At 64.5% G+C, this 14,530-nt stretch carries 15 protein-coding genes and 1 pseudogene; 10 read left to right on the top strand and 6 right to left on the bottom strand.

Annotated features, from left to right (window positions below; genetic code table 11):
- Positions 1 to 9 precede the first annotated feature (9 nt).
- From BLS74_RS04615 to BLS74_RS04595, 5 genes are read right to left on the bottom strand one after another with little or no spacing between them, the layout of a single operon-like run.
- The gene (locus BLS74_RS04615; RefSeq protein WP_093103343.1) at positions 10 to 1,026 is read right to left on the bottom strand and encodes a Gfo/Idh/MocA family protein; all 1,017 of its coding nucleotides are present in this window, start codon (positions 1,024 to 1,026) and stop codon (positions 10 to 12) included.
- On the bottom strand, positions 1,023 to 1,868 hold the full coding sequence (locus BLS74_RS04610; RefSeq protein WP_093103342.1) for a shikimate dehydrogenase family protein: 846 nt from the start codon (positions 1,866 to 1,868) through the stop codon (positions 1,023 to 1,025). The genes BLS74_RS04615 and BLS74_RS04610 overlap by 4 nt, the downstream gene beginning before the upstream one ends.
- A gap of 51 nt (positions 1,869 to 1,919) precedes the next feature.
- Complete coding sequence (locus BLS74_RS04605) at positions 1,920 to 3,218, bottom strand: ABC transporter substrate-binding protein (RefSeq protein WP_093103340.1); 1,299 nt, start codon at positions 3,216 to 3,218, stop codon at positions 1,920 to 1,922.
- Positions 3,219 to 3,254: 36 nt separating this feature from the next.
- A complete protein-coding gene (locus tag BLS74_RS04600; RefSeq protein WP_093103339.1) occupies positions 3,255 to 4,088 on the bottom strand; it encodes a carbohydrate ABC transporter permease in 834 nt (277 codons plus the stop codon).
- A 5-nt stretch (positions 4,089 to 4,093) separates the two neighbouring features.
- Complete coding sequence (locus BLS74_RS04595; RefSeq protein WP_093103337.1) at positions 4,094 to 5,005, bottom strand: carbohydrate ABC transporter permease; 912 nt, start codon at positions 5,003 to 5,005, stop codon at positions 4,094 to 4,096.
- Positions 5,006 to 5,142: 137 nt separating this feature from the next.
- Between BLS74_RS04595 and BLS74_RS04590 the strand changes: the two genes are divergently transcribed.
- From BLS74_RS04590 to BLS74_RS04550, 9 genes and pseudogenes are all read left to right on the top strand, one after another.
- Positions 5,143 to 5,964: an IclR family transcriptional regulator gene (locus tag BLS74_RS04590; RefSeq protein ID WP_170855493.1), complete on the top strand. Its 822-nt coding sequence runs from the start codon at positions 5,143 to 5,145 to the stop codon at positions 5,962 to 5,964.
- A gap of 22 nt (positions 5,965 to 5,986) precedes the next feature.
- Positions 5,987 to 7,027 carry a Gfo/Idh/MocA family protein gene (locus BLS74_RS04585; protein WP_244503754.1) on the top strand — a complete coding sequence of 347 codons (1,041 nt, stop codon included), beginning with the start codon at positions 5,987 to 5,989 and terminating at the stop codon, positions 7,025 to 7,027.
- Between the two features lie 20 nt (positions 7,028 to 7,047).
- The gene (locus tag BLS74_RS04580; RefSeq protein ID WP_139191622.1) at positions 7,048 to 7,818 is read left to right on the top strand and encodes a 2-keto-4-pentenoate hydratase; all 771 of its coding nucleotides are present in this window, start codon (positions 7,048 to 7,050) and stop codon (positions 7,816 to 7,818) included.
- Complete coding sequence (locus tag BLS74_RS04575) at positions 7,805 to 8,482, top strand: hypothetical protein (RefSeq protein ID WP_093103332.1); 678 nt, start codon at positions 7,805 to 7,807, stop codon at positions 8,480 to 8,482. The genes BLS74_RS04580 and BLS74_RS04575 overlap by 14 nt, the downstream gene beginning before the upstream one ends.
- Positions 8,483 to 8,551: 69 nt before the next feature.
- Positions 8,552 to 9,613, top strand: coding sequence for an ABC transporter ATP-binding protein (ugpC, locus tag BLS74_RS04570; protein ID WP_093103331.1), 1,062 nt, complete (start codon positions 8,552 to 8,554; stop codon positions 9,611 to 9,613).
- A gap of 20 nt (positions 9,614 to 9,633) precedes the next feature.
- Positions 9,634 to 10,527, top strand: a complete 894-nt coding sequence (locus tag BLS74_RS04565; protein WP_093103329.1) for a fumarylacetoacetate hydrolase family protein — start codon at positions 9,634 to 9,636, stop codon at positions 10,525 to 10,527.
- Between the two features lie 122 nt (positions 10,528 to 10,649).
- On the top strand, positions 10,650 to 11,441 hold the full coding sequence (locus BLS74_RS04560) for an SDR family NAD(P)-dependent oxidoreductase (protein WP_093103328.1): 792 nt from the start codon (positions 10,650 to 10,652) through the stop codon (positions 11,439 to 11,441).
- 109 nt (positions 11,442 to 11,550) lie between these two features.
- Positions 11,551 to 12,363 (top strand): sugar phosphate isomerase/epimerase family protein, encoded by an 813-nt coding sequence (locus BLS74_RS04555; protein ID WP_093103326.1) that lies wholly within the window; start codon positions 11,551 to 11,553, stop codon positions 12,361 to 12,363.
- 119 nt (positions 12,364 to 12,482) lie between these two features.
- Positions 12,483 to 12,890: pseudogene (locus tag BLS74_RS04550) on the top strand (fumarylacetoacetate hydrolase family protein); the annotation flags it as partial.
- Positions 12,891 to 12,932: 42 nt separating this feature from the next.
- Here BLS74_RS04550 and BLS74_RS04545 read toward each other — a convergent pair.
- Entirely contained in the window at positions 12,933 to 13,529 is a 597-nt protein-coding gene (locus tag BLS74_RS04545) for a TetR/AcrR family transcriptional regulator (RefSeq protein ID WP_093103323.1), read from the bottom strand.
- Between the two features lie 81 nt (positions 13,530 to 13,610).
- Here BLS74_RS04545 and BLS74_RS04540 point away from each other — a divergent pair, with 81 nt between their 5' ends.
- Positions 13,611 to 14,495 (top strand): NAD(P)H-binding protein, encoded by an 885-nt coding sequence (locus BLS74_RS04540; protein ID WP_093103322.1) that lies wholly within the window; start codon positions 13,611 to 13,613, stop codon positions 14,493 to 14,495.
- Positions 14,496 to 14,530 lie beyond the last annotated feature (35 nt).

Raw genomic sequence — 14,530 nt, 5'->3', positions numbered from 1 at the left:
GGATTGCTTTCAGCCGATCGGTACAAGTGTCTGTGGCGCGCCCCCTTGCCGGGCGGACGCGTAGGCCGCGTCCATGACCTGCATCATTGCCTCGGCATCGCGCAATGACGCGATCGGCTTTGCATCTGTGCGGCATTCAGCAAGCACCCGCTTGACGAACAAGGGGTAGTAGACGTCGGTTTCCAGCCGCAGACGAAGACTTCGGGTGCCGGCCGCCAGACTGTTCCGGTCCCGAATCTCGATACGGTCAGGGCCCGATTTCGCGTACATGCGATCCGATGAGAAGGTGAACGAGAACTCTCGCTGCTCGTCTGGCGTGCTGGGAAAGCTGTATCCGGTCTCCACGAGCCCGGTCACGCCATCTTCGGTTTGCATCGTCAGCAGGGAATAGTCCTCGACGGCACGTCGGTGCGTTCGCGAGTTCATGGTGGCCGAGACTCGAGCGATTTCCTTGCCGGTCAGCAACCTGAAGAGGTCGATGAAATGCGTGGCGACGTTGATCGTCGATCCCCCACCGGAGAACATCGGATCGAGCGCCCAGCCTGCGCCTGCAGCTTCATAGCGGTCCGGTGGACCCACAATGAAACGGAAGGACATGTAGTTGAAGTCCGAGGGGATGCGGCCCTCTGCACCTTCGAGGGCGCTGAGCAGGTCGCTCATGCGAAAGATGAACGGCACGGCGCAATAGACGTTGGCTTCCTCGGTCAGTTTCCGCAGTTCGGTGACTTGCGACATGCTGACCCCGCAGGGTTTTTCCAGCGCGAATGGAATCCTTCGTGCGATCACGGCTTCGGCGAGCGCCGGCATTTCAGAGTGCCGACCGAACACAAACGCAAAATCGACTTCTTCGCGATCGAGCAGATCATTGCTCGATGAATACAGCGTACTTCCGAACCGCGCTGCAATGGCCTGCCCCTTTGCTTGCTCCGCATCGGAAACGGCCACCACCTCGATCCCGCTCGCCTCGAGCGGGTCGAGATACAGGGGGACATGCCAATGGCTGGCCTCGAGCAACGCGATCTTCATCCGTTTTTCCCCATGTCTGGTGCGGACCTCCCCTCGGGGAGATAGTCGAAGCCCAAGAAGCGCAGAGCATGCACCGCCTGTCCTTCGTGCATCGGGCGGCCATCCTGAGTGCGACAACCACGCTCACTGGCGGCGCGGCAAAGCGGCGTCGGGTCCGGCGCATTGATGATGTCCACGACGATGCTGCCAGGCTCGAGCCGATCAGGATCGACGGGCATGGCGTCGGTGGGCTTCATGCCCAGCGCCGTGGCATTGATGACGATCTCGCATCCGCGTGGATCGGGTGCGCCAAAGCGTGTCGCGCAACCGGTCGCAGCGGCGACGGACTTGGCGAGTTCGTCGGCGCGACGCTCGTCGACGTCGAATATCGTCAGTGTCCGGGCACCCGCGGAAGCGACCGCGAACGCGATGGCTCTGCCTGCGCCTCCCGCTCCGACGAGAAGAACGGATTTGTTCGCCGGGTGATGGCCTTCCCATTGCATTCCCAGCACACAGCCGAGCCCGTCGAACATGGCACCGACCCAGCGTCCATCGTCATCGCAACGGATGACGTTGAGTGCGCCAACCTCACGAGCGGTCGGATGCAGTTCGTCGACAAATGCCAGCATCTTTTGCTTGTGAGGCATCGTGACCAGCATGCCCGAGAGATTGCCCATCGCGCGTGCACCGGTGACGAATGCGGACAGGTCATCCGGCTTCACCACAAACGGGACGCAAGCCGCATCTGCGCGCCCGTCCATAAAGATCCGGTTCAACAATTCGGGCGACTTGGCTTTGGTCAGTGGATCGCCCACCAACCCATAGAGTCGCGTTGTTCCTGTGATTTGCGGAGCAGGATGCATTGCGGCGCGATGTTGACGTGCGGGCAGCGTGCGCGTGGTCCAGCTGTGGCATCAGGCCTTGGCCAGCGCATCGGTGTAGCGGGTGCGCACCTCCTGCGCCACGGCCGCCGGCGCCAGGTCCTTCAGGATCATGCGCTGGAAGGCTTCGCCGCAGATCTGATTGAAGGTTGTCTGGATGATGGAGTAGTTCACCATGCGGCCGCGCTTTTCCACCAGCGACTTCCAGCCCAGCTGGTCCTCAGCTTCCGGCGTCTTGAAGTACGCGTCCTTGTACGCGCTGGCGCGCGCTACCACTTCGCCGCCGCGCGCGGCGAGCGCCTGCGCCGCCGGGCTGGTCATGAACTTGACCAGCTCCCATGCGCCGCCCTGGCGCGGCGAATGGCGGTTGATGCACAGCTGGAAGCCGTACACCGCGTGCTTGTCGCCAGGCTCCACCGAAGGCGCAGGTGCCCAGGCCAGGTCGTTGGCCACGGCCGCCTTCAGGCCGCGGTAGCGGTACAGCGCGAACGTGGCGGAGGCAACGGTGCCCGCGCGCAGCGCGTCCTGCAGCTCGTTGTAGGCGAACTGCAGGCTGACGGGTGTCGCGGCCTTCTTTTGGAACAATTCCTTGACGATGCTGGCCGCCAGCAGCAGCCGCTTCTCGCTGAAACCGATCTCGCGGCCGGTGGGCACGAAGAAGGGGTCGCTGTTGCCCGCGACGATGGAGCTCACGATGAATTCCATGAAGGCCTGCGCGCCGCCGATGCCGCCGCTCAGGCCGATAGGGATGGCGTAGGCCATCTGGTTCTGCTTGGTCAAGACGGGTCCGAGTGCGGCCACTTCCTGGTAAGTCCGCGGCGGTGTGGCGATTTTCGCCTCGTCGAACTTGCTCTTGCGGTAGACGAAGATCGGGATCCGATAGTCTTGCTGCAGCCCCCAGAGCTTGCCGTTGACGCGAGTCTGGTCCAGGCCGATCAGCCAGTCCGTGGTGTCCACCTTGTCGCGCGCGATCAACTCGTCGATGGCCAGCACGGAGCCGGTGGCCACGAACTCGGGCATCTGGAAGTTGTTCACGCGGATCACGTCGGGGCTGTCCGACTTGGCGCGTGCCGCGCGGACGCCGTTTTGGCCGGCGGGGTCCACGACCACGCGCACCTTCACGCGCGGTTGGCTGGCCTCGAAGGCCGCGATCATCTGCGTCTGCGCCGCCGCGCGCGGATCGGTGGTGTTGGCCGGGTCGAGGAAGCTGTTGTAAGTGACGGTCTCAGTGGTCTGCGCGAAGGCCCGGCCTGCGGGTGCGCCCAGCACGGCTGCCACGCCGGCCACGAAGGTGCGCCGCGTCGTGCGGGGCGTTGGATTTCTCTCGTTCATGCTTGTCTCCTGACTTGAGTAAATGGTGGCCTGCGGTTAGCCCTTGACGGCGCCTGCGGTCAGACCGCTGATGAACCATCGCTGCGCGAGCAGGAAGATGGCGACGATGGGAAGGGAAGACACCACGGCAAAGGCCATGACGTAGGACCAAGTGATGCCGATGCTGTCAAACACCTGGTTGACCAGGGCCACCTGCAGCGTGCGGTGCCCCACTTCGGGCGCGAACGCGGCCACGGTGATGTAGTCGTTCCAGGTGGTGATCACGCCGATGACGGCGCTGGCCGCGATGCCGGGTCGCACCAGCGGCAGGATGACGCGGGTGAAGGTCTGCCAGTGGTTGGCGCCGTCCACCTGGGTGGCCTCGTCCAGCTCGCGTGGCACGGCGTCCACGAAGTTCTGCATGAACCACACGGTCTGCGGAACCAGGCGCGCGGCCTGTACCACGATGATGACCGCGGCGTTGTTCAGCAGGCCCAGCGCATCCAGCAGGAAGTAAGTCGGCACCAGCAGCGCGACACCGGGGATCATGGACGTGGACAGGATCAGCAGCATCACGGTGCGCTTGCCGCGGAACTCGAAGCGCGAAGCCGCGTAGCCGGCAGGCGCGGCCAGCACCACCGCGAGCATCACGGCGCCGAGCGCGTACAGCACCGAGTTGAACAGGTCGGATGCGAAGGTCTGATGCCGGAACACCGCCTTGTACGCCGCGATGCTGGGCTCGGTGGGCAGGAAGCTGGGCGGGTACGCCATGACGCTGGCCTCGCTCTTGAACGAGGTTAGTACCGCCCACAACAGCGGGATGAGCACGACCAGGGCCAGGGCGGTCAGTACGGCCCAGGACAGCACTTTTTCGGAACGGCGGATGTGCATGACGTTCAACCCGAAACGCGGCCGGTGAGCCGCGTGTAGATATAGCCAAGGAAGAGGTTGACCACCAGCACGACGACGGAGATAACCGACGACGGCGACAGGTCCACCGAGCGGAAAGCGCTGGAGAACACCTCGAAGCTCCACGTGGCGGTCGAGCCCAGCGGCCCGCCGCCCGTGAGCACCAGAATCATCGTAATGAGCGTGAGATAGAGGATGCCCAGCGCCAGCGCGGTGCTGCCCAGCGTGGGCGCGATGTGCGGCCACACCGCGTGACGCAGGCGATCGCGCAGCCCGCCGCCGTCCATGTCGATCGCCTCGTACAGCTCCGCCGGGACGCTTTGCAGCGAGGCGCTCATCATCACCATCACGTAGGGGAAGGACCACCACGCCGTGACCAGGATCACGAGAATGAGCGCCAGCGAAGGTTCGCCCAGCATCAGCCCGGGCTCTATGCCCAGGGACCGCAGCAGATAGCTGATGGGCCCATAGGAGGGGTTCAGCAGCCACAGCCAGAAGCACCCGACCACGCCCATGGACAGCGTCCAGGGCAGCAACAGCAGGGTGCGCGCCAGCGCCGCGCCACGCGCGATGTTCTGCAGCGCAAGCGCGCTGGCCAGGCCCATGGGCAGCACCACGGCCAGTGCGCCGAACACGTAGAGCAGCGAGTTCAGGCTGAGCTCGAGGAAGGCGGGAGAAGTGATCACCGAGACGTAGTTCGCCAGGCCCACGCCATGCACCACCTCATAGAGGCGCGTGCGGTGGACGCTCAGCCACAGCACCACGGCCGTGGGGTAGAGGGTGACGGCCAGCAGGACGGCGACGGCCGGCGCGAACCAGACGAAGCGAGCCCAGAAGCCCGGCGGCCGCGGGTCGCCGGGCACCGCACTCGCGGTCTGTGTGATGGAAATGGTATTCATCGAAACAACGGCTTCATGTAGAACAGTGTTCCACTTTAGACGCCGTCATCGCCGCGAGTCACCAGGGTAATCCCTGAATTTTTGCCTGATATCCGATGATAAAGTGGAACACTGTTCTAAATACATCGGAGATTTTCGTGGCCACTGGCGACATGATCGAGCGCGTGCTGGACATCCTCACACTGCTGGCCGATCACCCTCAAGGCCTGCCCATCAGCGATGTCTCACGCCGGCTGGGCCTGCCCAAGAGCGCCGTGCACCGGTTGCTGTCCATCCTGGTGAGACGGGGGATGGCGATGCAGGACGAGTACAGCCAGCGGTACCGCATGACGGTGAAGCTGGCCGCGCTCGGCTTTCGCTTCCTTGCGGCTTCCGGCATCACGGATATCTGCCAGCCCTCCCTGGATCGGCTGGCCGCACGCACCAGCGAACTGGTTCGCCTGGCACTGGTGGAAGACGATGCGCTGATCTGGGTCGCCAAGGCCCAAGGCGCCCTCTCCGGTCTGCGGTACGACCCCGACATGGGTCAGGCGGTCGTGCTGCATGCTACGGCGACGGGCAAAGCCTGGCTCGCGACTCTGGACGATGCGCAGGCCGTGGCCCTGGTCAAGGCGCGCGGCTTCGTGGTGCCGTCCCGGTTCGGCCGGCCCATCGTGCGCGACGAGGCCAGCCTGCTTGCCGAACTCGCGCTGACGCGCAAGCGCGGCTGGGGCACCTCCATCGAGGAAGGCGAGCCCGGCACCTGCGCGTTGAGTTGCGCCATCGTGGACCCGCAAACCCGGCGCGCTATCGGCACGGTCAGCGTGGCCGGTCCCGCGGCGCGACTCACGCCGGAGCGCATCCCCGCCATCGCGCCCGACGTGCAGGCCACCGCGGCCGAGATCGCCGACCTGTGGCCCAGCCGCAAGGTGATGGAGGCCATGATGGGGCAGACGCCGCTGAAGGTGTCCAATGGCTGAAGACATCACCAACCGCGGGACCATGGTGGCGGACGGCGCGAAGCGCATGACCAAAGTTGTGGTGGTCGAGAGCACACACTGGCACGCGCCTCTCTACTACGGCGCGCTGCGGAAGCGCGAGGACGTGCGGGTCGTAGGCGTGTCCGACAGCGCCCGGCTGACGGGCGAGGAAGTGGCGCGCCAATTTGGCTGCACCGCCTATGCCTCCACGCCAGAGATGCTGGACCGCGAACGGCCGGATTTCGCTTTCGTGTTCGGACGGCACGTGGACATGCCGGCTTTGGCCGCCGCGCTCATCGAGCGGCGCATACCCTTCGCCATTGAAAAGCCTTGCGGGCTGCGCGCTGCCGACGTGCTCGCGCTGCGCCAGCGGGCGGAGGCTGCCGGCCTGTACGTGGCGGTGCCCCTCATCTTCCGCCTGAGCGACACGCTGGCCATACTTCGCCAGGCCGGCGGCGCACTGGAGCACGGCAGCTTCCGCTTCATCGCCGGCCCGCCGCAGCGCTATTTGCGCGCCGGCGTCCCCTGGATGCTGGACCCCGCGCTCGCCGGCGGCGGCCCGCTCATCAACCTGGGCGTGCACTTCATCGACCTGTTTGCGCTGCTGGCCAACGAGCCCATCGTATCCGTCAGCGCGGGCGCCAGCTCGCGCATGAACGGCCTGCCCATAGAGGATGTGATCAGCGTGCGGCTGCTGACGGCCGGCGGGCGCCTGGGCACCATCGAATGCGGCTACCTCTTCCCCAGCGATGCGGCCCTGCAGCGCGACTTCGAGTTCGCCTGCCGGTTGGAGCGCAGCTACTGCGTCTCGCGCGAGGATGGCATCCTCGTGCGGCGTTGGCAAGAAGACGGCAGCATTGCCTCGCAGCGCATTCCCGCCCGCTTCGAGACCGACCTTTACTACCCCGAGTTCGTGCGGCGGGTGCTGGACGAATCGGCGTCGGGTGCCGCGCCCATCGCGGGATTGGCCGACGCCCAGCGTGCGCTGGGCGTCGTCGAGGCGGCTTACAGGTCCGCCGCGCAAGGCGGGGTTCCCGTCGATCCGAGGAACTTCGACGCATGAATGAAATTGTCCAGCGCAACGTGGCGCGCGACTTCGCTGCGGCGCGCCGCACCCATGGGGTCATGACGGCGCAAGCTCTCGAGAACCTGCATGACTTCGAGGACGCCTATCGCCTGCAGGAGAGCGTACGCGCCGAACTCGGCGCCACGGTCGTGGGCTGGAAGCTCGCGGCGCCGCCGGCCGCCGAGGTGATCTCGGCGCCCCTGTTCGACATCGGATGCATGGCTTCCGGCACGGTCCTCGCCGACACCGCGCTGCTGCGCGATGGTGTCGAATGCGAACTGGCCCTGCGCATCGACCACCCCTTGCCCTTTGGCGAATGCACGCGCGACGACGTGATGGCGGCCGTGGGCGCCGTCATGCCCGCCTTCGAGCTGCTGTGCAGCCGGCTACCGGCCAAGTTCGCCTCGCCGCGCGAACACATCGTGGCGGACGGCATGGGCCATGGCGCGGTGGTGCTCGGTGCGCCGTGCGGCGACTGGCGAACGCTGAATCTCGCCGATCTGCGAGTGACGTTGTGGGCCGACGACGCGCCCGTGGTGGACAAACAGGGCGGCAATCCCTTTGGAGACCCACTCCTGGCGGTCGCCTTGCTCGCCAACCACCTGGCGCGGCGCGGCCAGCAACTGGCGGCGGGGACTTTCGTGCTGGCCGGATCGCATACCGGCGTCCATCGTGCGCGGCCCGGCGAGCGGCTGCGCTGTGTTTTCGAAGGGGTCGGCCAAGTCGCGCTCAATCTGCGCGAGACGTCCCCACAACATTCAAAGGAACATGACTATGCTGGCAGGTGAAGGGGCGGTGGCCATCTGGAACGATATTTCTGAGGCCGGGCGCGCGGAGTTTTACGCCTGGCATCTGCACGAGCACATGCCCGAGCGCGTAGGCATTCCCGGCTTTTTGCGCGGGCGCCGCTATCGCGCTGCCGATGCGGCGACGCAGCCGGAGTTCTTCACCCTGTACGAAACCTCGAGCTTCCAGGTTCTCCAGGGCAGCGACTACCTCGCGCGTTTGAATGACCCCACGGATTGGACGCGAGCGGCCACCGCACATTTCCAGACGACCACGCGCTCGCTGACGCGCGTGGTGGCCAGCCACGGCGTGGGCTCAGGTGGCGCGATGCTGACCGTGCGCTTCGACATCGCGGACGACGCGGTGGACGACGTGGTGCCGCGCCTCACCTCGGCGCTGGAAGCCGCTGCGCGGCAGCCGCGCATCAGCGGTGCGCACCTGCTGGGCTCCGACGCCGGCATGTCGGGCCAGTCCACCGCCGAAAGCAAGGATCGCAAGGACCTGCAGGCCCCGGCTCGCTGGGTGCTGGTGCTGGAGGCATGCGACACCGACGCCTTTGGCCCGGCCCTGGCGCAACTCCGCGAATCCGCCGAACTGCGCGATGCCGCCGTGGGCCGCTACCTGCATGAATACACGCGGCTGAAGACCGCCTGGCAAGCGGGATGAGCGAGCACAACGTCCCTGGTTGCCGACTTCGCGCGACCACAACATTCCTTTCGAACGTGGAGACCCAAAATGGCAACCGTTGAGATCCAGGACGCAGCCAAGTCCTTCGGCAGCACGCGGGTGATCCGCGGCGTGAGCATCGACATCCGTGACGGCGAATTCGTGGTGCTGGTCGGCCCTTCGGGCTGCGGCAAGTCCACGCTGCTGCGCATGATCGCGGGGCTGGAGGGCATCGATTCCGGCGAGATCCGCATCGGCGGGCGTCGCGTGAACGGCCTGCCGCCCAAGGAGCGCGACATCGCCATGGTGTTCCAGAACTACGCACTGTACCCGCACCTGACCGTGGCGGACAATCTCGCGTTCTCGCTGAAGCTGCGTCAGGCGCCGCAGCAGGAGATCGAGCAGCGCGTCGCGAAAGCGGCCAAGATCCTGGGGCTGGAGCCGCTGCTGGCGCGCCTGCCCAAGCAGCTCTCCGGCGGCCAGCGTCAACGCGTCGCCATGGGCCGCGCCATCGTGCGCGACCCGCAGGTCTTCCTGTTCGACGAACCGCTGTCCAACCTGGACGCCAAGCTTCGCGTGCAGATGCGCACGGAGATCCGCGAACTGCACCAGCGCCTAAAGGCCACCACCGTCTACGTCACGCACGACCAGATCGAGGCCATGACCATGGCGGACAAGATTGTCGCCATGCACGACGGCGTGGTGGAACAGGTGGGCACGCCGCTGGACCTGTACGACCGGCCGCGCAACGTCTTCGTCGCCAGCTTCATCGGCTCGCCGGCGATGAATCTGCTGCCCGTGAAGGCCAACGGCCAGGGTGTCGTGGACAACGCGGGCAACCGCTGGACCGTGCCGGGCGTGCCGACCACCAGCGGCCAGGCCCTCACGCTGGGCGTCCGGCCCGAGCACCTGCGGCTGGACGACGCGGGCCTGGAGGCCCGCGTGAAAGTGGTGGAGACCACCGGCTCCGAAACGCACCTCGTCGCCGATGCGGGCGGCACCAGGCTGAACTGCGTGCTGCGCGAACGTGTCAGCGTGCGACCGGGCGACCAGGTGCGCCTGGGCGTGGACAGCACCTATTTGCATCTTTTCCGCGCGGACTCGGGCGAGCGGCTCGAGCCGGCGCACTGAATTCGAAAGGAACACAAGACATGAAACTCGTCCGATTTGGCGCTCGCGGCAACGAGAAGCCCGGGGTGATCGACTCTCAAGGAGTGGTGCGGGATCTCTCGGGCGTGGTGCCGGACATCGATGCCCGTACGCTGGCGCCGGCGGACTTGGCGCGCCTGCGCGAGATCGACCCCACCACACTGCCGGCTGCGCCCGCCGGCGTGCGGCTGGGCGCGTGCGTGGGCAGCATCCCCAACCTGGTTTGCATCGGCCTCAACTACTCCGACCACGCGGCCGAAACCAACACGCCCATCCCTTCGCAGCCTGTCGTGTTCAACAAGCACACCAGCGCCGCGGCCGGCCCCAACGATGCGCTGATCCTCGCGCCCGGGTCGGCCAAGCTCGACTGGGAGGTGGAGTTGGCGGTGGTGATAGGCACGCCGGCCTGGCAAGTGCGCGAAGAGGATGCCTTGCGCCACGTCGCGGGCTACTGCCTGTGCAACGATGTGTCGGAGCGCGCCTGGCAGCTCGAATACGAAGGACAGTGGACCAAGGGCAAGAGCTACTACGGCTATGCACCTCTGGGCCCGTGGCTGGTGACCGCCGACGAAGTACCTGACCCGCAGGACGTGGACCTGTGGCTGGAGGTCAATGGCGTGCGGCGCCAGAACGGCAACACGCGCACGCAGATCTTCGGCGTCGCGCACGTCGTGTCCTATCTGAGCCGCTTCATGGCCTTGCAGGCCGGCGACGTGATCGCCACCGGTACGCCGCCAGGCGTGGGACTGGGTCACAAGCCGCCGCTGTTCCTGAAGGCGGGTGACCGCGTCGCGCTGGGCAGTCGGCTGCTGGGCGAGCAGCGCCAGAGCGTGTTGGCTTACGACGATGAAACCATGGGCGCGCGATGGCGCGAAGCGCGCTTGCCGCAGCTTTGATGCCGCAAGTGGGCGAGCCCGCCCCACCGGCCTGCGCTTCGAGCAACGCCCGCGTGACGCATCAGCGCATTGAAGCCCTGCGGAAGTTTTCGACCGGCTAGCTCGTTTTCAAGGAGAAGCAGATGAGAGTTTTGGTGAGCGGCGGAAGCCGCGGGATCGGAGCAGCGGTTTGCATGCGGATCACAGAGGCCGCACTCGCAAGGGGCGAGCGCCCGAGGATCGCAATCTGCGGCCAGGAGGCCACTGAACCGCAGGAGCAGATCGCCCGCGCGGTGAGAGAAATGGGCGGAGAGGCCATCGCTTTGTACGGAGATTTGGCCGACGCCAACGTGCCCGGGAAACTGGTGGATGCGGCCGTTGCGGAGTTCGGCGGCCTCGACGCGCTCGTTTCCAACGCTGGCATAGCGAGCCCGGCGAAACTCTGTGACGTTTCGCTCGCGGAATGGACCAGGATGTTCGACGTCAACCTTCGCGGCCCCTGGTTGCTCGCCAAAAGTTGCTATCGGCATCTGAAGGAGAGTCGTGGCACAGCCTGCTTCACGTCTTCAATGTCTGGGCAACTGCCACACGAAGGGTCGGGGGCGTACAGCCCGACAAAAGCGGCGCTTACCATGCTTGCGCAGACACTCGCCCTGGAGTGGGCGGCTGACGGCATCCGGGTCAATGTCGTTTCTCCCGGCATGACCCACACTCCAATGTCCGCCAAAATGTACGCTGACCCAGCTATCAAACGGGCGCGGGAAGCTCTTATTCCATTGGCAAGGATCGGCGAGCCGAGAGACATCGCCAATGCGATCGAGTTCATGATCAGCCCGCTGTCTAGCTTTGTTACTGGCCAAGACCTCTGCGTGGACGGTGGCTTCACCAAGTCCATCCTGAGCCATATTCCTGGTCGGCCGAGTTCCAAAGCTTAGGCGTAGACGGGAATTCTTTGTCTATGCGCTGACAGCCTCAGGGCTATTCGACCCTGAGTCAGGTCGCACATCGCTTTCAAGACCGTATGTCATTGCCGGAGATTGCCAAATGATGCTTTCAACGTTCTCGTACCTGTGGTCGCACTCTGCGATCGATGCGATAGCTGAACTGAGTCGAGCTGGGTACAGCGAATTTGAGGTGCCCATCAGCTCGCCGCATTGTTGGCCGGCTGACATGTCGCCCTCCGTGCGGTCCGAAGCAAAGCAACGATTGCAGGACTGTGCTGCCAGCGTGAGGTCACTCAACGCAGGTGGATATGACATCAATTTGGCGAGTCCCGCGGAAAGTATGAGGCGCAAGAGCATCGATCACATCAAGGATGTGATGGATCTCGCCTTCGAATGGGGTTCGACCGAAGTGGTGATTTCGCCGGGAACCCGACGTCCAATGATCTCGCCGCCGCTTTCGAAGGCGCATGACTGGCTGAACGAGAGTTTGGAAGTCCTACTGCCTAGAGCGGAGCAGGCTGGCGTTCGATTGCTGCTGGAAAATACGCCGTACTGCTTCCTGCCAACCTTGGATGAGATGATGGGCGTCGTCAAGCAGTTCCGTAGTGACAAGCTAAAGATTGTCTACGACGTTGCCAACGCGGCATACATCAACGAAGATCCCGTCGAGGCTCTGTTGGCAGGCAGCTCGGAAATCGTACTCGTGCACATCTCCGACACGGGCCGTGAAGAGTGGGGCCATGATCCGATTGGCACGGGGGTCATCGATTTCGAAGCGCTCGGCAAGGCGGTCGAAGCTACTTGCAAGACCGAGAATGCCGTCCTCGAAATTATTCGAGAGAAGGACCCTTTGACGGAAATGCACAATGGTATTTTTGAGCTCAAGAAGCGAGGGTGGAGCATCACCTCCTAACTTTGACGGATGGTTGCCCACTACAGTACAGTCTCCCGCGTCACAATAGTAGTCGCCGCGATGGAGGGCGGCCTCAAGTCTGAAGCGCAACACCTTCACCCGTGTAAGGTGCTGCGATGCTCGAATACGAAGGCCAGTGGACCAAGGGCAAGAGCTACTACGGCTATGCACCTCTGGGCCCGTGGCTGGTGACCGCCGACGAAGTACCTGACCCGCAGGACGTGGACCTGTGGCTGGAGGTCAATGGCGTGCGGCGCCAGAACGGCAACACGCGCACGCAGATCTTCGGCGTCGCGCACGTCGTGTCCTATCTGAGCCGCTTCATGGCCTTGCAAGCTGGCGACGTCATCGCCACCGGCACGCCGCCGGGCGTGGGCCTGGGCCACAAGCCGCCGCTGTTCCTGAAGGCGGGTGACCACGTCGCGCTGGGCAGCTCGTTACTAGGCGAACAGCGAAAGAGTGTGGTGGCTTACGACGACGAAATCATGGGCGCGCGGTGGCGCGAAGCGCGTTTGCCACAGCTTTGATGCCGCAAGCGGGCGCGCCCGCTGTCCGCGCATTGACCCGGCTCAAGATTCCGTTTTTGCAATCCCGGCCGCCGGCCACGCCAGCATTGCCACGGCGATCATCCGGTCCAATTCGCCTCTGCTAGCACCCGCCTGCGGCAAATTCAAGATCGCTTGCATCACCCCGAGAAAGTACCAAGCCAGCGCAGCGACGTCAGCACCAGCCGACAGTTCGCCAACTGCAATCGCTTCTCGAAGCAGATCTTCGACGAAATCGCGCTGCTGATTCATTCCCGAGAGCGCAGCCTTTTGCCCTGCTGCGGGTAGGTCGACCAGCTCGGCACAACTTCTTGCCAGCAGGCAACCCGCCGGGCGACGCCCCCCCTTCGACAGCAGCCCCCGCAGCAGCGCCTCAAGCCGCGCACGCGCACTGCCACCCTCCGATGACTTCATCCTGCGGAGCACCCGATCCGTATAGGTTGCGAGTGCGATCTGGAACAGGCCGTCCTTGTCCTGAAAGCGCTGGTACAGGCTTGAACGCGATAGCCCGGTCGCTTCCGTCAAAACGCTGATTGACGTGGCTGCGTATCCGTGACGCCAAAAGGCATCCAGGGCAGCATCAATGACAGCAGCTTCGTCGTATTGCGGCTTTCCACTCATTCAGATGTCCGTTGACAAGTATGAACGATCGGTCCAAGATAGTTGGACCGATCGTTCCATGATACACCCAGGCGTACCGGCATGCTCAACCACTCGAAGCCCAATATCAAAAGACCGCGAATCGCCATCGCGGGCGCAACAGGACGCGTCGGCGCCGCGCTGACCGCCTTACTCGCCGCTGACCCGATCGATCTCGTCGCGCTGACGCGTGAATCCAGCACCGCGCGACTGCCCGAAGGTCTGGCCGCATTCAAGATCGACTTCAAAAGGGCGGATACGCTTGAGGAGGCTCTGCGCGGCATTGATCGGCTCTTCATCGCGCATGGCACCTCGCTTGAACAGGTTCCCAACGAAATCGCCTTGATCAACGCGGCAGTTGCGTCAGGCGTTCGGCACATCGTGAAACTGTCCGCCCTTGGCCCGGCGACGCGACTTCTCCCCCTTGCCTGGCACATGCAGATCGAAGCGCATTTGGCGCAGCAGCCGATCGCATCCACGGTCTTGCGCCCTACGACCTTCACCCATGTGCTGAAGCGTCTGGGACCGCAAATCGCGGCGGGTTCCTGGGCTGGCGCTGCTGGTAACGGGCGGGTGAACTTCATCGATATTCGCGACGTTGCTGAAGTAGCCCGCATTGCATTGCTCGAGAACGTCGAGCCGACGTCACAACGTGCGTACCACCTGTCGGGTCCACGTGCGTGGACCATGAGCCAGGTGGCGGAGGAGTTGGCCCGCCTGCTTGGGCATCCTGTGACTTACGTCGACCGTTCACCTGCCGAGCAGCGAGAGGCTCTGCTCGGCGCCGGACTTTCTCCGCTGGTAGCCGACGTCCTGGTTGGACTGGACCAAATGTTCCGCGAGTCTGTGATAGCCGAAACGACGTCAACCGTCGAGGAACTTACCGGAAAGGCCCCGCGTTCGTTGACGGAATGGTTAACCGACAACCTGAACGTGTTCCGCGCGTGAACTCTCCCTGAATTTGTGCCCACGAGACTCCGGGC

Source organism: Variovorax sp. CF079, from assembly GCF_900101545.1.
GTDB lineage: Bacteria > Pseudomonadota > Gammaproteobacteria > Burkholderiales > Burkholderiaceae_C > Variovorax.
This window is presented reverse-complemented; position numbering and strand designations above follow the sequence as displayed.